Source organism: Streptomyces roseofulvus (genome assembly GCF_039534915.1).
In the GTDB taxonomy this organism is placed as follows: domain Bacteria; phylum Actinomycetota; class Actinomycetes; order Streptomycetales; family Streptomycetaceae; genus Streptomyces; species Streptomyces roseofulvus.
The window spans coordinates 2,001,933-2,019,683 of sequence record NZ_BAAAWE010000001.1; the positions used below are offsets into that span (position 1 = coordinate 2,001,933).

Here is a 17,751-nt window from a genome sequence, read left to right on the forward strand (position 1 = left end):
GGGCCGTCCGTGCGGGGCTGGTCCGGTCGGGTGTCCGGTACGCGGGACGGGGCGTCGGGTGGCACCGGGTGCCCGATACGGTGGAAGCACCATGAGCGCATCGCAGACACCGGACGTTCCCGCCGTTCCCGCCGCGGACGTGCCCACCCTTCTCGTCAAGATCTTCGGAAAGGACCGGCCCGGTATCACCGCCGGTCTCTTCGACACCCTGGCCGCCTTCTCCGTGGACGTCGTCGACATCGAGCAGGTCGTCTCGCGCGGCCGGCTCGTGCTGTGCGCGCTGGTCACCGAGCCGACCGTCGCCACCCAGGGCGAGCTGCGCGCCACCGTGCACAGCTGGGCCGAGTCCCTGAAGCTCCAGGCCGAGATCATCTCGGGCACCGGTGACAACCGGCCGCGCGGTGAGGGCCGCTCGCACGTGACGGTGCTGGGGCACCCGCTGACGGCCGAGCAGACGGCGGCCATAACGGCCAGGATCGCCGGTTCGGGCGGCAACATCGACCGTATCTTCCGGCTGGCGAAGTACCCGGTGACGGCGGTCGAGTTCGCGGTCTCGGGCTGTGCGACGGAGACGCTGCGGACGGCGCTGGCCACCGAGGCGCACACGATCGGCGTGGACGTGGCCGTGGTCTCGGCCGGGCTGCACCGGCGGGCACAGCGGCTGGTCGTCATGGACGTGGACTCGACGCTGATCCAGGACGAGGTCATCGAGCTCTTCGCGGCGCACGCGGGGTGCGAGGAGCAGGTCGCCGAGGTGACGGCGGCGGCGATGCGGGGCGAGCTGGACTTCGAGCAGTCGCTCCACGCGCGCGTGGCGCTGCTGGAGGGCCTGGACGCGTCGGTGGTGGACAAGGTGCGGTCCGAGGTGCGGCTCACGCCGGGCGCGCGGACCCTGATCCGTACGCTGAAGCGGCTCGGCTACCAGGTGGGCGTGGTCTCGGGTGGCTTCACGCAGGTCACCGACGATCTGAAGGAGCGGCTCGGGCTGGACTTCGCCCAGGCCAACACCCTGGAGATCGTGGACGGGAAGCTGACCGGCCGGGTGACGGGCGAGATCGTGGACCGGGCGGGCAAGGCGCGGCTGCTGCGCCGGTTCGCGGCGGAGGCGGGGGTGCCGCTGGCGCAGACGGTGGCGATCGGCGACGGCGCCAACGACCTGGACATGCTGAACGCGGCGGGGCTCGGGGTGGCGTTCAACGCCAAGCCGGTGGTGCGCGAGGCGGCCCACACGGCGGTGAACGTGCCGTTCCTGGACACGGTGCTGTACCTGCTGGGGATCACCCGCGAGGAGGTCGAGGCGGCGGACGTCGGCGAGGACCCGCGGGAGCACTGACGCCCGGTCCGCCGCCGTCGGTACGCACAGGGGCCCGGCCGTCCTCGTGACGGCCGGGCCCCTTTGGCGTGCGCGCGGTGCGGGGCGGTGGGGTCGTACGAGGTACCCGGGCCCGGGGTGCCCTTCCCGGGCGGGCGATGGCCGCGTGGGCGTGCCGACGCGGGTGAGGCGGTCGATCGGGCCCCGCGCCTGATCTCTTACGGGGTCCGGCGGCGTACGGGTCCGCGGGCGCGGCGTACGGGCCGCCGCGCGGGGGGCGCGGCGGCGGGACGGGGGTCAGTCGTGGGGGGTCCAGAAGTCTTCGAGGCGGGCCACGCCGTGCTCGACGGATTTCCAGGTGCCCGTGAAGGTGAGGACGGCGTAGGCGGCGGTCGGGTAGCCGCTGCGGTTCATGCGGGCGTGGGCATCGCCCTCGGCGTCGCCGGCGAGGGCGTCGGCCAGGGCGTGCATACCGGGGTTGTGGCCGATGACGATGACGTCGGACACGTCTTCCGGGATCTCGTTGAGCAGGGCGATGAGCTCGCCGAGCGACGCCTCGTAGATCCGCTCCTCGTAGACCGTCCTCGGGCGCTCGGGCAGCTCGTGGACGGCGAGCTTCCACGTCTCGCGGGTGCGGGCGGCGGTCGAGCAGAGGGCCAGGTCGAAGCGGATGCCGGACCGGGCGAGTCTGCGGCCGGCCACGGGGGCGTCCTTGCGGCCGCGCTCGGCGAGCGGGCGCTCGTGGTCGGTCTCCTGGCCCCAGTCTGCCTTCGCGTGCCGGAGCAGCACGATCCTGCGGGTTGATTCGACGCTCATGGTCCACAGCTTGGCACGGATCCGCCCGTCCTGACTCAGAGAGCGAGGGTTTGCCCGATCAGCTGGAGGAACCTCCCGATCCCGTCGTCCCCGCCCGCCGCGGCGGCCTCGGCGGGCCCGGTGACGAGCAGCAGGAGGACGGTGAAGGCGGCGACCGGGAGGGCGAGGGCCCACCAGGGCAGCCGGGTGTCGACGCCGGTGGGCGTGGTCCGGTCGCAGGTGCGGGTGAGGGCCGCCATGGCCGCCTCCGTGGTGGGTACCCCCGGGACGTGGTCCTCGGGGGAGGTGGGTGCCGCGGAACCGCGGTGTGTCTCCACCGTAGGGAGCGCGGGGGCCGTGGCCCATCCGGTGATCCACCCACTCGCCCCTGGCCTTTCCCCTAGGGGACGCCGGGGGTTGTCCCTAGCCCCGGCCGGGGCGGGGCCCGGTCAGGGGGAGGCGAACGAGGCGATGACGGCGATGACGACCGTGATGCCGAGCATCGCGCCGAGCACGACGAGCAGCTTCTTCTGGCCGCCCTGGGGATTGGGTTCGAGAACGGGCATGGGCCCAGTCTCGCATCTCAGGACTCGTCCTCGACCGTCCGGTCCCGTCCGGCGAGGGTGCCCACGATCATCTGGGGAACCATGAGCCCGCCCATGAGGGCGATCGGCAGGCCCCAGCCGCCGCTGTGCTGGTAGAGCACGCCGACGAGGAGGGGACCCGGGATGGAGATCAGATAGCCGACGCACTGGGCGAAGGCGGAGAGGCGGACGACTCCGGCGCCGGTGCGCGAGCGCAGGCCGATCATGGTGAGGGCGAGCGGGAAGGCGCAGTTGGAGATGCCGAGGAGCACCGCCCAGACCCAGGCGCCGGCGGCGGGGGCGAGGAGGAGGCCAGTGTAGCCGGCGAGGCCGCAGGTGCCGAGGGCGACGACGATCGGGCCCTGGTGGCGCAGGCGGGTGGCGAGGCGCGGGATGACGAAGGCGAGCGGGACGCCCATGACCATGGTGACCGCGAGCAGGACGCCCGCGGTGGAGGCGGGGACGCCGGCGTCGCGGAAGATCTGCGGCATCCAGCCCATGGTGATGTACGCGCCGGTGGCCTGGAGACCGAAGAAGCAGGCGAGGGCCCAGGCGGTGCGGCTGCGGTACATCGGGCGCGGGGCGGCGGTCCCGGCGGCGGACGGGGCCTCCCGGGTGGCGGCCGGGGCGGCCGGCTCCGTGCGCGGGGTGCCGGTGCGGTCCTTGACGAGCGGCAGCCAGGGCAGGACGGCGAGGGCGGCGAGGACCGCCCAGACGCCGAGGCCGAGGCGCCAGTCGCCGTCGAGGGCGTCGGTCATGGGCACGGTCAGGGCGGCGGCGAGCGAGGTGCCGAGCGCCAGGGCCATCGAGTACAGCCCGGTCATGCTGCCGATGCGGTCGGGGAAGTACCGCTTGACGATCACCGGCATGAGGACGTTGCTGACGGCGATGCCCATGAGGGCGAGGGCGCTGGCGGCGAGGAAGACGGCGGTGCCGCCCGCGAGGGGGCGGAGCAGCAGGCCGGTGAGGATGGCGGCCATGCCGGCGCAGACGACGGCGGCGGGGCCGAAGCGTCGGGCCAGGCGCGGTGCGGTGATGCCGAAGATCGCGAAGCAGAGCGGCGGTACGGAGGTGAGGACGCCGGCCACGGTGCCGCTCATGTGGAGTCCCGCGCTGACCTCTTCGAGGAGGGCGCCGAGGCTGGTGATCGCGGGGCGCAGGTTGAGCGCGGCGAGGACGAGTCCGACGGAGACGAGGCCGAGGGTCCAGCGGCCGGCGCGGGCGCCGTCCGGGGCCGGCAGGGGGTGTGCGGGGGCGGGGGCCGGCCGGGTGGCGGACGCGGGGTCGAGGGTCTTCGGCTCGTCTGACATGGAACCATCATAGAATCATGGGATGATTGGTTGTCCAATCTCGAACCGTCCAGTCTCGAACCGTCCGGTCTCGAACCGTCCGATTTCGAACCGTCCAGTCTCGACCCAAGCCCGCTCCACCCTCCACCCACCCGCGCATCCCGGCCCCCGCCGCGCACCCCACCCCCGCTCCCCCATCGGAAGGCGAGTCTCCATGGCCCTCGGGCACCCCCGGCGCACCGGTCTGACCGACCAGGTGATCGCCGAGCTGCGGAACCAGATCACCTCCGGCGAGTGGCCGGTCGGCTCCCGGATCCCGACCGAGCCCGAGCTGGTCGAGCAGCTGGGCGTGGCCCGCAACACGGTCCGCGAGGCGGTCCGCGCCCTCGCCCACAACGGGCTGCTCGACATCCGGCAGGGCTCCGGCACCTATGTGGCCGCGACGAGCGAGCTGGCCGGCGTCATGCACCGGCGGTTCGCGGGCTCCGATCCGCGGCACGTGGCGGAGCTGCGTTCCACGCTGGAGTCGGCCGCCGCGCGGTTCGCGGCGCTGCGCCGCTCGGAGCGGGACCTCAAGCAGCTGGACGCGCTGCTGGTCCGGCGCGAGGAGGCGTGGGAGTCGGGCGACGCGGAGCGGTTCGTGACGGTGGACTCGGCCTTCCACCACGCGGTGGTGGCGGCGTCCGGCAACGAGGTGCTGACCGAGCTCTACGCGGACCTGGGCGATCTCCTGCGGGAGTGGCTGCGCGACGACGTGGGGCAGGTGCTGCGCCCGGAGAACCACATGGACCACGCGCGTCTGGTGGACGCGATCCGGAGCGGGGACGCGGAACGGGCGGCGGAGGAGGCGGCCGGCTATCCGTTCATGTGCCTGGGCGGCCGGAAGGAGCAGGATCCGCCGCCGGTTCGTGGGTGACCCACGCGGAGCGGACCTCCTTCCAGCAGCGGGCCGTGAGGGTCGCGTGGTCGGCGGGGGCGACGTCCACGGGCGCGCTGTCGGTGTCCAGGTCCCACCAGCGGTCGCACTCGACGTGCAGCCGTATCCGGTCGGTCCGCGGATAGGGGTTCCGGCAGTGGGCGGCGACGCGGCTGCCCTCGACGACCGTGTGGCAGGAGGCCTCGAAGCTCTCCGGGCCGTCGTCGGCCGGAGCGGCCGCGGCGGGTTCCTCGGCGGGGGCGGGGGCCGCGTGGACCTCCGCGGCGACGGCGGTGCCGAGAAGCAGGGCGGCGACCGAGGCATAGGCGGCGAAGCCGCGGTGGAGCGCGCGCATACCCGTACCTCCTCCCCGTGAGTAGCCGGAACGACACGCTCCGACCAGTCTGCGGTGATCCGCCGGACTTTTCGAGTCGGGGGCCCGGGACCCCGGAAAACGGCCGGGGCCGGGCCCGCGGTCCCCTGGAGGACGCGGGCCCGGCCCCGGCCGGAACGGTACGCGGGCGGTCAGGCGCCGATCGCGTGCAGACCGCCGTCGACGTGGACGATCTCGCCGGTGGTCTTCGGGAACCAGTCGGAGAGCAGCGCGACGATGGCGCGGCCGGCCGGCTCCGGGTCGGAGAGGTCCCACTCCAGCGGGGAGCGGCTGTCCCAGACCTTCGCCAGCTCGCCGAAGCCCGGGATGGACTTCGCGGCCATGGAGCCGAGCGGGCCGGCGGAGACCAGGTTGCAGCGGATGTTCTGCTTGCCCAGGTCACGGGCCATGTAGCGGCTGGTGGCCTCCAGGGCGGCCTTGGCCGGGCCCATCCAGTCGTACTGCGGCCAGGCGAACTTGGCGTCGAAGGTGAGGCCGACGACCGAGCCGCCCTCGCTCATCAGCGGCAGCAGCGCCATGGTCAGGGACTTCAGGGAGAAGGCCGAGACGTGCATGGCGGTGGAGACGGACTCGAACGGCGTGTTGAGGAAGTTGCCGCCGAGCGCGTCCTGCGGGGCGAAGCCGATGGAGTGCACGACGCCGTCGATGCGGTCGCCGAGGTGCTCGCGGACCTGGCCCTCCAGCCGGGCGAGGTGCTCGTCGTTGGAGACGTCGAGCTCCAGGACCTTGACCTTCTCGGGCTGGGGCAGCTTCTTGGCGATGCGCTCGGTCAGCGTCGGCCGGGGCCAGGCGGTGAGGATGATCTCCGCGCCCTGCTCCTGGGCCAGCTTCGCGGCGTGGAAGGCGATGGAGGACTCCATCAGCACACCGGTGATGAGGATCTTCTTGCCCTCGAGGATTCCAGCCATGATCAGTGACCCATTCCCAGTCCGCCGTCAACCGGGATGACGGCTCCAGTGATGTACGAGGCGTCGTCGGAGGCGAGGAACCGCACGGTCGCGGCGATCTCCGCCGGCTGCGCGTAGCGGCCGAGCGGGACCTGCGACACGATGCCCGCGCGCTGCTCGTCGGTGAGCACGGCGGTCATGTCGGTGTCGACGAAGCCGGGCGCGACGACGTTGAAGGTGATGTTCCGCGAGCCGAGCTCACGGGCGAGCGAGCGGGCGAAGCCCACCAGGCCGGCCTTGGAGGCGGCGTAGTTGGCCTGGCCCGCGGAGCCGAGCAGACCGACGACCGAGGAGATCAGGACGACGCGGCCCTTCTTGGCGCGCAGCATGCCGCGGTTGGCGCGCTTCACGACCCGGAAGGTGCCGGTGAGGTTGGTGTCGAGGACGGACGTGAAGTCCTCCTCGGACATGCGCATGAGGAGCTGGTCCTTCGTCACGCCGGCGTTGGCCACGAGGACCTCGACCGGGCCGTGCTTCTCCTCGATCTCCTTGTACGCCTGCTCCACCTGCTCGCCGTCGGTGATGTCGCACCGGACGGCCAGGCAGCCCAGTTCGGCGAGCTCGGCCGGCGGCTCGCCCGACCGGTAGGTGTACGCGACCTTGTCGCCCGCCTCGGCGAACGCGCGGGCGATGGCGAGGCCGATGCCCCGGTTTCCTCCGGTGACGAGAACCGAGCGGCTCAACGGATCACCCTTTCGATCAGCGGTCTGGTACCTCGAAAACCTATCGGTCCGTCCATCGATCCGCGGAATCGGGCCCTGACAGTGGCGTACGGATGTCACTGTCGGGTCCCTACAGAAATCCCTGGGCATCCCGACCCAAAGCGCGACATGATCGGGACGACCGGTCGCACACGACAGGAGACAGCTGTGCCAACTGAGGCCCATTCCATCGATCCGGCCTTCACGGCCCTGCCGCTGAGGGCGCTCGCCGACGCGGCGCTCGCGCGGGCGCGGGCGCTCGGCGCCGAGCATGCCGACTTCCGGCTCGAACGGGTGCGGTCCGCCGCCTGGCGGCTGCGGGACGCCAAGCCGGCCGGATCCTCGGACACCACCGACCTCGGATACGCGGTGCGGGTGGTGCACGGCGGCGCCTGGGGCTTCGCCTCCGGGGTCGACCTGACCATGGACGGGGCGGCGCGGGTCGCCTCGCAGGCCGTGGCCATGGCGCAGCTGTCGGCCCGGGTGATCGCGGCGGCCGGGTCGGACGAGAGGGTGGAGCTGGCGCCGGAGCCGGTGCACGCGGACAAGGTGTGGATCTCCTCGTACGAGATCGACCCGTTCTCGGTGCCGGCCGAGGAGAAGAGCGCGCTGCTCGCCGACTGGTCGGCGCGGCTGCTGCGGGCCGACGGGGTGGCGCACGTGGACGCCTCGCTGCTCACGGTCTTCGAGAACAAGTTCTACGCGGACACGGCGGGCACCGTCACCACCCAGCAGCGGGTGCGGCTCCACCCGCAGCTCACCGCGACCGCGGTGGACGGCACGACCGGCGAGTTCGACTCGATGCGGACGATCGCGCCGCCGGTCGGGCGGGGCTGGGAGTACCTGACCGGCACCGGCTGGGACTGGGACGGGGAGCTGGAGGAGATCCCGGAGCTGCTCGCCGAGAAGATGCGGGCGCCGAGCGTCGAGGCGGGCCGGTACGACCTGGTCGTCGACCCGTCCAACCTGTGGCTGACGATCCACGAGTCGATCGGCCACGCCACCGAGCTGGACCGGGCGCTGGGGTACGAGGCGGCCTACGCGGGCACCTCCTTCGCCACCTTCGACCAGCTGGGCAAGCTGGCGTACGGCTCCTCGGTGATGAACGTGACCGGTGACCGCACGGCCGAGCACGGGCTGGCGACGATCGGGTACGACGACGAGGGCGTCGAGGCGCAGTCCTGGGACCTGGTGAAGGACGGCACGCTCGTCGGCTACCAGACGGACCGGCGGATCGCGAAGCTCACCGACCTGGGGCGGTCCAACGGCTGCGCGTTCGCGGACTCCCCCGCGCACGTGCCGGTGCAGCGGATGGCGAACGTGTCGCTCCGGCCCGATCCGGGCGGCCTGTCGACGGAGGACCTGATCGGCGGCGTGGAGCGCGGCATCTACGTGGTCGGCGACCGGTCCTGGTCGATCGACATGCAGCGGTACAACTTCCAGTTCACCGGGCAGCGCTTCTTCCGCATCGAGAACGGCCGGCTGGCCGGGCAGCTGCGGGACGTGGCGTACCAGGCCACCACCACCGAGTTCTGGGGCTCGATGGAGCAGGTCGGCGGCCCGCAGACGTACGTCCTCGGCGGCGCCTTCAACTGCGGCAAGGCCCAGCCGGGCCAGGTCGCCGCCGTCTCGCACGGCTGCCCCTCCGCCCTCTTCCGGGGCGTCAACATTCTGAACACGACGCAGGAGGCCGGTCGATGAGCACGTCCGTGACGCACGGGACCCTCTGCTGGGGGTCCGGGGGTCGTCCCCCGGGAAAGCACAGTCTGAACACGACGCAGGAGGCCGGTCGATGAGCCGCGTCAGCAAGCCGTACGAGATCGTCGAGCGGGCGCTGGAGCTGTCCCGCGCGGACGGGTGTGTCGTCATCGCGGACGAGGAGTCCTCGGCCAACCTGCGCTGGGCGGGCAACGCGCTCACCACCAACGGCGTGACCCGGGGCCGTACCCTCACGGTCATCGCGACCGTCGACGGCTCCGAGGGCACCGCCTCCGGGGTCGTCTCCCGGTCCGCGGTGACCGCGGAGGACCTGGAGCCGCTGGTGCGGGCCGCCGAGGCGGCGGCGCGGGCGGCCGGGCCCGCCGAGGACGCGCAGCCGCTGGTCACGGGCGTGCCCTCCTCCCCCGACTTCACCGACGCGCCCGCCGAGACCTCCTCCGCCGTCTTCGCCGACTTCGCGCCGGCGCTCGGCGAGGCGTTCGCCCGCGCGCGGGCCGGCGGCCGGGAGCTGTACGGCTTCGCCAACCACGAGCTGACCTCCACCTACCTGGGCACGTCGACCGGGCTGCGGCTGCGGCACGACCAGCCCAACGGCACCCTGGAGCTCAACGCCAAGTCCCCCGACAGGTCCCGCTCCGCCTGGGCGGGCCGCTCCACCCGGGACTTCAAGGACGTGGACCCGGCGGCGCTCGACGCCGAGCTGGCCGTCCGGCTGGGCTGGGCCGAGCGGCGGATCGAGCTGCCGGCCGGGCGGTACGAGACGCTGCTGCCGCCGACCGCCGTGGCCGACCTGCTGATCTACCAGATGTGGTCCTCGACCGCCCGGGACGCGGTGGAGGGCCGTACGGTCTTCTCCCGGCCCGGTGGCGGCACCCGGCTCGGCGAGACCCTCTCGCCGCTGCCGCTGACCCTGCGCAGCGACCCGAACGAGCCGGGCCTGGAGTCGGCGCCCTTCGTGATCGCGCACGCCTCCGGCGACGACGAGTCGGTCTTCGACAACGGTCTGCCGGTCGGCCCGGTGGAGTGGATCCGGGCCGGCGCGCTCGACCGTCTGATCACCACCCGGCACACCGCGGCCCTCACCGGCCTGCCGGTGGCCGCCGGGGTGGGGAACCTGATCCTGGACGGCGGCGGCGAGCGCTCCCTGGAGGAGATGGTGGCCGCCACCGAGCGCGGGCTGCTGCTGACCTGCCTCTGGTACATCCGCGAGGTGGATCCGGCGACGCTGCTGCTCACCGGGCTGACCCGGGACGGCGTCTACCTCGTCGAGAACGGCGAGGTGGTCGGCGAGGTCAACAACTTCCGGTTCAACGAGTCGCCGGTGGACCTGCTGTCGCGGGCCACCGAGGCGGGCCGGACGGAGCGGACGCTGCCGCGCGAGTGGAGCGACTGGTTCACCCGGGCCGCGATGCCCGCCCTGCGGGTGCCCGACTTCAACATGAGCTCGGTCAGCAAGGGCGTCTGACCCGCCTAGACTGGGCTGTCACCCCGTAACTAGCCAAGGAGACTGACGACCGTGACGGACATCGTCGACGAGCTGAAGTGGCGTGGGCTCTTCGCCCAGTCCACCGACGAGGACGCCCTGCGCAAGGCTCTCGCGGACGGTCCCGTCACGTTCTATTGCGGTTTCGACCCGACCGCGGCCAGTCTCCACGTCGGCCACCTGGTCCAGGTGCTCACCGTCCGTCGGCTCCAGCAGGCCGGTCACCGGCCGCTGGCGCTGGTCGGCGGGGCCACCGGTCAGATCGGTGACCCGCGGCCGACCGCCGAGCGCACCCTGAACGACCCCGAGACGGTCGCGAACTGGGTGAACCGGCTGCGTTCCCAGATCGAGCCCTTCCTCTCCTTCGAGGGGGAGAACGCGGCGGTCATGGTGAACAACCTGGACTGGACCGCCGGGCTGTCGGCGATCGAGTTCCTGCGGGACATCGGCAAGCACTTCCGGGTCAACAAGATGCTGACCAAGGACTCCGTCGCCCGCCGGCTGGAGTCCGAGCAGGGCATCAGCTACACCGAGTTCAGCTACCAGCTGCTCCAGGGCATGGACTTCCTGGAGCTGTACCGGCGCTACGGCTGCACGCTCCAGCAGGGCGGCTCGGACCAGTGGGGCAACCTGGTGGCCGGCCTCGACCTGATCCACCGCCTCGAGCCGGGCGCGGAGGTCCACGCGCTGGCGACGCCGCTGATGGTCAAGGCGGACGGAACCAAGTTCGGCAAGACCGAGAGCGGCGCCGTCTGGCTCGACCCGGAGATGACCACGCCGTACGCGTTCTACCAGTTCTGGCTGAACGTGGACGACCGGGACATCTCCACCTACATGCGGATTCTCTCCTTCAGGTCCCGCGCGGAGCTGGAGGAGCTGGAGGCGCAGACCGCCGAGCGGCCGCAGGCGCGGGCGGCCCAGCGGGCGCTCGCCGAGGAGCTCACCACGCTGGTGCACGGCGCCGAGCAGTGCGCGGCCGTCATGAACGCCTCCAAGGCGCTGTTCGGGCAGGGCGACCTGGCCGAGCTGGACGAGCCGACGCTGGCCGCCGCGCTCTCCGAGCTGCCGCACGCCCGGGTGACCGAGCTGGGCCAGGTCGTGGACCTGTTCGCCGAGGTCGGTCTGGTGGCGAGCAAGTCGGCCGCGCGGCGCACGGTGAAGGAGGGCGGCGCCTACGTGAACAACGTGAAGGTGACCGCCGAGGACGCCGTCGTCGAGGCCGGCGAGCTGCTGCACGGCCGCTGGCTGGTGCTGCGGCGCGGCAAGAAGAACCTGGCGGCGATCGAGTACGCCGGCTGAGCGGCGTCACCGCGGGACACACCGGAGGCCCGGTACGGCAGTCGCCGTGCCGGGCCTCCCGGTTTCCCGCCGGTGTCAGGCGCGCTGCCGGTTGCCCTTGATCGAGGCCCAGAGCATGTCGCCGACGCCGACCACGGCCACGGCGCCGATGAGCTGGAGCAGGTGGCGGGTCCAGTCGATGCCCTTGGTGTCCTCGACGCCGATCCAGCCGGCGACCGCGTTGCCCAGGATGCTGCCCAGAATGCCGAAGATCGTCGTCAGCCACAGCGGGATCTGCTGCTTGCCCGGCAGGATCGCCTTCGCGATCAGACCGAGGACGAAACCGACGATGATCGCCCACAACCAACTCATAGCCGCCTCCTTGTATGCAGGTGGCCCCAGTCTCGACCTCTCGGCCATACGGCGCATGTCGGACGCCGCCGTACGTGCCCCGGTCTCGTCCGGCCGGGACGCCGGGCGTACGGTGGAGTGAAGTCCGGACCGGGGAGGGTCCGGCGCGAGCGGCGGGTGGTGGAACGCGATGCGGAAGCGAGGCGGACCCGAGGTCTTCCGGATCACCGGGGCCCGGCAGGGGCTGGCGGACGACGTCCGGTGCAGGCAGCGGCGGTACGTCATCTCCATGTCGGTCCGGACGCTCTCCGTGATCGCGGCGGCGGTGCTGTGGAACGTCGAGCGGCACGTGGCGATCGTGGCGCTGGCGCTGGGCGTGCTGCTGCCGTACGTCGCGGTGGTGATCGCGAACGCGGGGCGCGAGTCCGCACCCTCGCTCCCGTCCGCGTATCTGTCCTCGCCGGTGCGGCCGGCCCTCGGCCCGGCCGAGGGCGCGGCGGAATCCGGAGCGGAACGGCCGTACGGGCGCGCCTGAACCGGCCTCCTGTTCCCCGGTCACGGAACGTGGCGGGGAAGCGGCCGGGAACCTCAAGAAAAGCTCAGATCAATCATGAAGTTCCGGTGCACCGTACCGGGTGTGCCGTGACATACTTCGTACGCGCTCCGCATCCCCCGTCGGAGCGACGGACCGATGCCGGGCAGCTCCCCCCGTGGCTGCTCGGCATCGCCCTTGCTGGACAATGATCAGGTGAGTGAAGAGAAGCCGATCTGTTCCGCCAAGGGCTGCCGCGCCGACGCCGTCTGGGTCCTCGCGTGGAACAACCCCAAGGTGCACACGCCCGAGCGGCGCAAGACGTGGCTCGCCTGCGAGGAGCACCGCGAGCACCTCTCCCAGTTCCTGGGCGTGCGCGGTTTCCTGAAGGACGTCGTGCCCTTCGCCGAGTGGGAGTCCGCGGAGCCCGGTTCAGCCGCCGATCGCTGACATCGGGCGGTCGGGCTGGAGGAAGCTCGGGTCGTCCAGGCCGGAGCCGGCCTTCTTGCCCCACATCGCCTTCTTCCACAGCTCCGCGACGGCCGCGTCCGGCGCGTCCGAGCGGAGCGCGGCCCGCAGGTCGGTCTCCTCGGTGGCGAAGAGGCAGGTGCGGATCTGCCCGTCGGCGGTGAGTCGGGTCCGGTCGCAGGCCCGGCAGAACGGGCGGGTGACGGAGGCGATGACGCCGACCGTGTGCGGGCCGCCGTCGACGACCCACCGCTCGGCCGGGGCGGAGCCGCGCTCGTCGGCGCCCTCGGGGGTGAGGGTGAAGCGGGTGCGGAGGGACTCCAGGATGTCGCCGGCGGTGATCATGCCGTCGCGCTTCCACCCGTGCTGGGCGTCGAGCGGCATCTGCTCGATGAAGCGGAGCTCGTACCCCTCCTCCATCGCCCAGGCGAGCAGGTCGGGGGCCTCGTCCTCGTTGAGCCCCGGCATCAGGACCGCGTTGACCTTCACCGGGGTGAGGCCCGCCTCGCGGGCGGCGGCCATGCCGTCGAGGACGTCGTGGTGGCGGTCGCGGCGGGTGAGGGTCTTGAAGACCTCGGGCCGCAGGGTGTCGAGGGAGACGTTGACCCGGTCCAGGCCGGCCGCCTTCAGGGCGGCGGCGGTGCGCTTGAGGCCGATGCCGTTGGTGGTCAGGGACATCCGGGGGCGGGGCTCCAGGGCGGCGCAGCGCTCGACGATCCCGACGAGGCCGGGGCGGAGCAGCGGCTCGCCGCCGGTGAAGCGGACCTCGGTGACGCCGAGGTCGGTGACCGCGATGCGGATCAGCCGGACGATCTCGTCGTCGGTGAGGAGGTCGGGCTTGGCCAGCCACTGCAGGCCCTCTTCCGGCATGCAGTAGGTGCAGCGCAGATTGCACCGGTCCGTGAGGGAAACGCGCAGGTCAGTGGCGATTCGGCCGTACGTGTCGAGGAGCACCGGGCCCCCTCCCCTTCTCCAGGTTCGCTTCTCTTTCGAGCCTACGTGACGGCGCGGACCGTGGGCACGGGCCGATTGTCACGAGGACGGCACCGGCCGCGTCGTAGAACTCTACGACGCGGCCGGCGCGGAGCGTCTGCCTTGTATACGACCGGGTGCGGCGCGGATCAGTGCTCGACGGCGGCGGCGGTGCCGACGCCGGTGAGGGACTTGACCTCCAGTTCGGCGTACTTGCCCTTGTCCGGCTCCTCCTTCGAGAGGAGGGAGCCGAGCCAGCCGAGGAGGAAGCCGAGCGGGATGGAGACCAGCCCCGGGTTCTCCAGCGGGAACCAGTGGAAGTCGACGCCCTTGAACATGGAGCTCGGTCCGCCCGAGACGACCGGCGAGAAGAGGACGAGGACGACGGAGGAGACCAGGCCGCCGTAGATCGACCAGAGCGCGCCCTGGGTGGTGAACCGCTTCCAGAAGAGCGAGTAGAGGATCGTCGGCAGGTTGGCCGAGGCGGCGACCGCGAAGGCGAGGGCGACCAGGCCGGCGACGTTGAGGTCGCGGGCGAGGGCGCCGAGGGCGATCGACACGATGCCGATGAAGACGGTGGACCAGCGGGCGGCCCGCATCTCCTGCTTCTCGGTCGCCTGTCCGCGCTTGATCACGTTGGCGTAGATGTCGTGCGCGAAGGACGAGGAGGAGGCGAGGGTCAGTCCGGCGACGACGGCGAGGATGGTGGCGAAGGCGACGGCGGAGATGACGGCGAGGAGGATGGCGCCGGCGGTGGAGTCGGCGCCGCCGCCGACCTCCAGGGCGGTGAGCGGGGCCGCCGTGTTGCCCGCCTTGTTGGAGGAGGTGATGGTCTCGGGGCTCAGCAGGGCGGCGGCGCCGAAGCCGAGGACGATCGTCATCAGGTAGAAGGCGCCGATGATGCCGATGGCCCAGTTGACCGACTTACGGGCGGCCTTGGCGGTCGGCACCGTGTAGAAGCGGATCAGGATGTGCGGCAGGCCGGCGGTGCCGAGGACGAGGGCGATGCCGAGGGAGAGGAAGTCGAGCTTCGACGTCTCGGTGAGGCCGTACTTGAGGCCGGGCTCCAGGAAGGAGTCGCCCTTGCCGCTGTTGGTCGCGGCGGCGCCGAGCAGGTCCGAGAGGTTGAAGTCGAACTTCAGCAGGATGAGGAAGGTGATGAGGAGGGTGCCGGCGATGAGCAGCACCGCCTTCACCATCTGCACCCAGGTGGTGCCCTTCATGCCGCCGATGGTCACGTAGACGATCATCAGGACGCCGACCAGGGCGACGATCGCGATCTTGCCGCCGTCGCTGGTGATGCCGAGGAGCAGCGAGACGAGGACGCCGGCGCCGGCCATCTGGGCGAGCAGGTAGAAGATCGAGACGACGATGGTGGAGGTGCCGGCGGCGGTGCGGACCGGGCGCTGGCGCATCCGGTAGGCGAGGACGTCGCCCATGGTGAAGCGGCCGGAGTTGCGGAGCGGTTCGGCGACCAGGAGCAGGGCGACGAGCCAGGCGACGAGGAAGCCGATGGAGTAGAGGAAGCCGTCGTAGCCGTAGAGGGCGATGGCGCCGGAGATGCCGAGGAAGGACGCGGCGGACATGTAGTCGCCGGAGATCGCCAGGCCGTTCTGGAAGCCGGTGAACTGGCCGCCGCCGGCGTAGAAGTCGGCGGCGCTGCGGGTCTGCCGGCCGGCCCAGACGGTGATGGCCAGGGTGGCGACGACGAAGGCGCCGAAGAGGGCGATGATCAGCGGCCGGTGCTCGGTGGTGGCGCTGTCGGCGGCGAGCAGGGCGGGGGCGGTGATGAGGGTGCTGCTCATGCGTCGCCCTCCAAACGGGCCTTGATGGCCTCGCCCTTGGGGTCGAGGCTGCGGGCGGCGTGGCGGGAGTACAGCCAGGCGATGAGGAAGGTGGTGGCGAACTGGCCGAGGCCGAGGACGAGTGCCACGTTGATGTTGCCGAAGAGGCGGGTGCCCATGAAGCCGCCCGCGTAGTTGGAGAGCAGGACGTAGAGCAGGTACCAGGTGATGAACGCGATCGTGAGGGGGAAGGCGAAGGAGCGGTAGGTGCGGCGGAGTTCGCCGAACTCCTCGCTCTCCTGGACCTCGACGAACTGCTCCGTGGTGGGCCGGGCGGGACCGGGGTCGGTCGCGGTGCCCTTTCTCGGCGGCGGAGGTGCTTCGGTAGCCACGGAATCTCCTCGTGACGCGGGGACGGACGGCATGGTCAAGGGGGCCTCACCTGGGGGTGCGGGACGGGGGCGCCTGCTGGAGCCCCTCCCCTGCTCAACGGCACGGAGCCCGATGCGAAGTGGTTCAGCGGAGTGGATTTCTCTTGCGGAATCTTCATGAAGTCTTCTCAACGCATTGATGAGCAGGGAAGATCAGCGATAGCTTCACTCGTCATGCACCTGCCCATGCGCAACCCCGCGCGCGGGCAGCAGTACATACGGATGATGTGGAGAACCCATGGCTCATCTGGGATCGAGGCGCGGCCGAGTACTCGCTCTGCCTGCTGGTCTCGCGCTCACCGCTTCGCTCGGCTTCCTTCCCTCCGGCGCCGCCTCCGCCGCGGAACTGAGCGATGCCCCGGCGGCCGCCACCGTCGCGGCGACGGGCGAGAAGCTCTCGTACGTCGTCAACATCGAGGGTGGTCGCTGGACCGCCGAGTCGGTGAAGAAGGCGATAGCCGCCGCCGGCGGCGAGGTCGTCATCGCGTACGACCAGATAGGCGTCATCGTCGTCCACTCGCAGAACCCCGAGTTCGCGAAGACGATCCGCCAGGCCCGCGGTGTGGTCTCGGCCGGTGCGACCCGGACCGCCCCGCTCTCCGTCCAGGGCGACGACTCCGTCGGCGGTGCCACGGAGGAGCTGACCGCGGCCGAGGCCACGGCCGCCGCGGCGACCGCCACGGACGGTCAGGACCCGCTGGAGCCCCTGCAGTGGGACCTGCCGGCCATCAAGGCCGACAAGGCGCACGAGAAGACCCTGGGCAGCAGCAAGGTGACGGTCGGCGTCATCGACACCGGTGTGGACGACACCCACCCGGACCTGGCGCCGAACTTCGACACCGCGGCCTCCGCGAACTGCGTCTCCGGCAAGCCGGACACGACCCCCGGTTCGTGGCGTCCCAACCCGGGCGAGTCCGACCACGGCACCCACGTGGCCGGCACCATCGCCGCCGCGAAGAACGGTGTCGGCGTCACCGGTGTCGCCCCGGGCGTCAAGGTCTCCGGCATCAAGGTGTCGACCCCGGACGGCTTCTTCTACACCGAGGCCGTGGTCTGCGGCTTCGTGTGGGCGGCCGAGCACGGCGTCGACATCACGAACAACAGCTACTACACCGACCCGTGGATGTTCGCCTGCAAGACGGACGAGGACCAGAAGGCCCTCGTCGAGGCGGTCACCCGGGCGACCCGGTACGCGGAGAAGAAGGGCACGGTCAACGTGGCCGCGGCCGGCAACTCCAAGTTCGACCTCGCCGCCGACGAGATCCTGGACAACTCCAGCCCGAACGACACGGTGCCGGGCGACCGGATCATCGACCCGAGCGAGTGCTTCGACTACCCGGCCCAGCTGCCGGGCGTCGTGACGGTCTCCGCGACCGGCGCGAAGGACCTGAAGGCGTCGTACTCGAACTACGGTCACGGCGTCATCGACATCGCCGCCCCCGGCGGTGACCGCACCGAGTACCAGACCCCGGACGCCCCGGCGGTCAACGGCCGCATCCTGTCGACCACGGTCAACGGCGGCTACAACTACAAGGCCGGTACGTCGATGGCGTCGCCGCACGCCGCCGGTGTGCTCGCGCTGCTGAAGTCGACGCACCCGAAGGCGAGCCCGGCCGCGCTGAAGGCGCTGCTGTACGCGCAGGCCGACGAGCGCGCCTGCACCAACCCGTACGACATCAACGGCGACGGCACCGTCGACGCGGTCTGCGAGGGTGGCAAGGAGAAGAACGGCTTCTACGGGGCCGGCCTGGTGGACGCGCTGGACGCCGTCCGCAAGCACTGACGCTCCGAGGGG

19 protein-coding genes are annotated in these 17,751 nt (G+C 71.6%); 8 read left to right on the plus strand and 11 right to left on the minus strand.

The genetic code is table 11. The features are described 5' to 3' along the window. Positions 1 to 91: 91 nt before the first annotated feature. Complete coding sequence (gene serB / locus ABFY03_RS09210) at positions 92 to 1,333, plus strand: phosphoserine phosphatase SerB (RefSeq protein WP_346169658.1); 1,242 nt, start codon at positions 92 to 94, stop codon at positions 1,331 to 1,333. A gap of 276 nt (positions 1,334 to 1,609) precedes the next feature. On the opposite strand, the gene ABFY03_RS09215 is transcribed toward serB, so the two are convergent. The 4 genes from ABFY03_RS09215 to ABFY03_RS09230 all read right to left on the minus strand — a co-directional run bounded on the left by ABFY03_RS09215 (position 1,610) and on the right by ABFY03_RS09230 (position 4,001). Continuing rightward, a complete protein-coding gene (locus ABFY03_RS09215; RefSeq protein ID WP_319011015.1) occupies positions 1,610 to 2,128 on the minus strand; it encodes a SixA phosphatase family protein in 519 nt (172 codons plus the stop codon). A 35-nt stretch (positions 2,129 to 2,163) separates the two neighbouring features. After that, positions 2,164 to 2,367 carry a hypothetical protein gene (locus ABFY03_RS09220; protein ID WP_319011016.1) on the minus strand — a complete coding sequence of 68 codons (204 nt, stop codon included), beginning with the start codon at positions 2,365 to 2,367 and terminating at the stop codon, positions 2,164 to 2,166. Between the two features lie 189 nt (positions 2,368 to 2,556). Continuing rightward, positions 2,557 to 2,673 (minus strand): SGM_5486 family transporter-associated protein, encoded by a 117-nt coding sequence (locus ABFY03_RS09225; RefSeq protein WP_268983046.1) that lies wholly within the window; start codon positions 2,671 to 2,673, stop codon positions 2,557 to 2,559. 17 nt (positions 2,674 to 2,690) lie between these two features. Further along, the gene (locus tag ABFY03_RS09230) at positions 2,691 to 4,001 is read right to left on the minus strand and encodes a CynX/NimT family MFS transporter (protein ID WP_346169659.1); all 1,311 of its coding nucleotides are present in this window, start codon (positions 3,999 to 4,001) and stop codon (positions 2,691 to 2,693) included. A 193-nt stretch (positions 4,002 to 4,194) separates the two neighbouring features. Here ABFY03_RS09230 and ABFY03_RS09235 point away from each other — a divergent pair, with 193 nt between their 5' ends. Further along, positions 4,195 to 4,896, plus strand: coding sequence for a FadR/GntR family transcriptional regulator (locus tag ABFY03_RS09235; RefSeq protein WP_319011018.1), 702 nt, complete (start codon positions 4,195 to 4,197; stop codon positions 4,894 to 4,896). Here ABFY03_RS09235 and ABFY03_RS09240 read toward each other — a convergent pair. From ABFY03_RS09240 to fabG, 3 genes are all read right to left on the minus strand, one after another. After that, positions 4,844 to 5,251 (minus strand): hypothetical protein, encoded by a 408-nt coding sequence (locus ABFY03_RS09240; protein ID WP_319011019.1) that lies wholly within the window; start codon positions 5,249 to 5,251, stop codon positions 4,844 to 4,846. The two genes, ABFY03_RS09235 and ABFY03_RS09240, sit on opposite strands and share 53 nt — an antisense overlap. Before the next feature lie 170 nt (positions 5,252 to 5,421). After that, on the minus strand, positions 5,422 to 6,198 hold the full coding sequence (gene fabI, locus ABFY03_RS09245; RefSeq protein WP_030492754.1) for an enoyl-ACP reductase FabI: 777 nt from the start codon (positions 6,196 to 6,198) through the stop codon (positions 5,422 to 5,424). Between the two features lie 2 nt (positions 6,199 to 6,200). Further along, positions 6,201 to 6,920, minus strand: coding sequence for a 3-oxoacyl-[acyl-carrier-protein] reductase (fabG, locus tag ABFY03_RS09250; protein WP_031002960.1), 720 nt, complete (start codon positions 6,918 to 6,920; stop codon positions 6,201 to 6,203). 207 nt (positions 6,921 to 7,127) lie between these two features. Here fabG and ABFY03_RS09255 point away from each other — a divergent pair, with 207 nt between their 5' ends. The 3 genes from ABFY03_RS09255 (at position 7,128) to tyrS (ending at position 11,439) form a co-directional block, all read left to right on the plus strand. Next, positions 7,128 to 8,639, plus strand: a complete 1,512-nt coding sequence (locus ABFY03_RS09255) for a TldD/PmbA family protein (RefSeq protein WP_386723542.1) — start codon at positions 7,128 to 7,130, stop codon at positions 8,637 to 8,639. Positions 8,640 to 8,730: 91 nt separating this feature from the next. Beyond that, positions 8,731 to 10,122 (plus strand): metallopeptidase TldD-related protein, encoded by a 1,392-nt coding sequence (locus tag ABFY03_RS09260; RefSeq protein ID WP_319011021.1) that lies wholly within the window; start codon positions 8,731 to 8,733, stop codon positions 10,120 to 10,122. Positions 10,123 to 10,173: 51 nt separating this feature from the next. Next, on the plus strand, positions 10,174 to 11,439 hold the full coding sequence (tyrS, locus tag ABFY03_RS09265) for a tyrosine--tRNA ligase (RefSeq protein ID WP_319011022.1): 1,266 nt from the start codon (positions 10,174 to 10,176) through the stop codon (positions 11,437 to 11,439). A gap of 75 nt (positions 11,440 to 11,514) precedes the next feature. Here the strand turns inward: tyrS and ABFY03_RS09270 are convergent, their stop codons facing one another. Beyond that, on the minus strand, positions 11,515 to 11,790 hold the full coding sequence (locus tag ABFY03_RS09270; RefSeq protein WP_319011023.1) for a GlsB/YeaQ/YmgE family stress response membrane protein: 276 nt from the start codon (positions 11,788 to 11,790) through the stop codon (positions 11,515 to 11,517). 169 nt (positions 11,791 to 11,959) lie between these two features. On the opposite strand from ABFY03_RS09270, the gene ABFY03_RS09275 reads away from it, so the two are divergent. Then, positions 11,960 to 12,304, plus strand: coding sequence for a DUF3099 domain-containing protein (locus ABFY03_RS09275; protein WP_346169660.1), 345 nt, complete (start codon positions 11,960 to 11,962; stop codon positions 12,302 to 12,304). Between the two features lie 213 nt (positions 12,305 to 12,517). Then, complete coding sequence (locus ABFY03_RS09280) at positions 12,518 to 12,751, plus strand: hypothetical protein (protein WP_319011025.1); 234 nt, start codon at positions 12,518 to 12,520, stop codon at positions 12,749 to 12,751. Here the strand turns inward: ABFY03_RS09280 and moaA are convergent. The 3 genes from moaA to ABFY03_RS09295 form a co-directional block, all read right to left on the minus strand. Further along, complete coding sequence (moaA, locus tag ABFY03_RS09285; RefSeq protein ID WP_319011026.1) at positions 12,734 to 13,723, minus strand: GTP 3',8-cyclase MoaA; 990 nt, start codon at positions 13,721 to 13,723, stop codon at positions 12,734 to 12,736. The two genes, ABFY03_RS09280 and moaA, sit on opposite strands and share 18 nt — an antisense overlap. Positions 13,724 to 13,890: 167 nt before the next feature. After that, the gene (locus tag ABFY03_RS09290) at positions 13,891 to 15,546 is read right to left on the minus strand and encodes a solute symporter family protein (RefSeq protein WP_319011027.1); all 1,656 of its coding nucleotides are present in this window, start codon (positions 15,544 to 15,546) and stop codon (positions 13,891 to 13,893) included. Further along, a complete protein-coding gene (locus ABFY03_RS09295) occupies positions 15,543 to 15,917 on the minus strand; it encodes a DUF485 domain-containing protein (RefSeq protein ID WP_346169661.1) in 375 nt (124 codons plus the stop codon). The genes ABFY03_RS09290 and ABFY03_RS09295 overlap by 4 nt, the downstream gene beginning before the upstream one ends. Positions 15,918 to 16,194: 277 nt before the next feature. On the opposite strand from ABFY03_RS09295, the gene ABFY03_RS09300 reads away from it, so the two are divergent. Then, positions 16,195 to 17,739 (plus strand): S8 family peptidase, encoded by a 1,545-nt coding sequence (locus tag ABFY03_RS09300; protein ID WP_319011029.1) that lies wholly within the window; start codon positions 16,195 to 16,197, stop codon positions 17,737 to 17,739. The last annotated feature ends 12 nt before the right edge of the window (positions 17,740 to 17,751 follow it).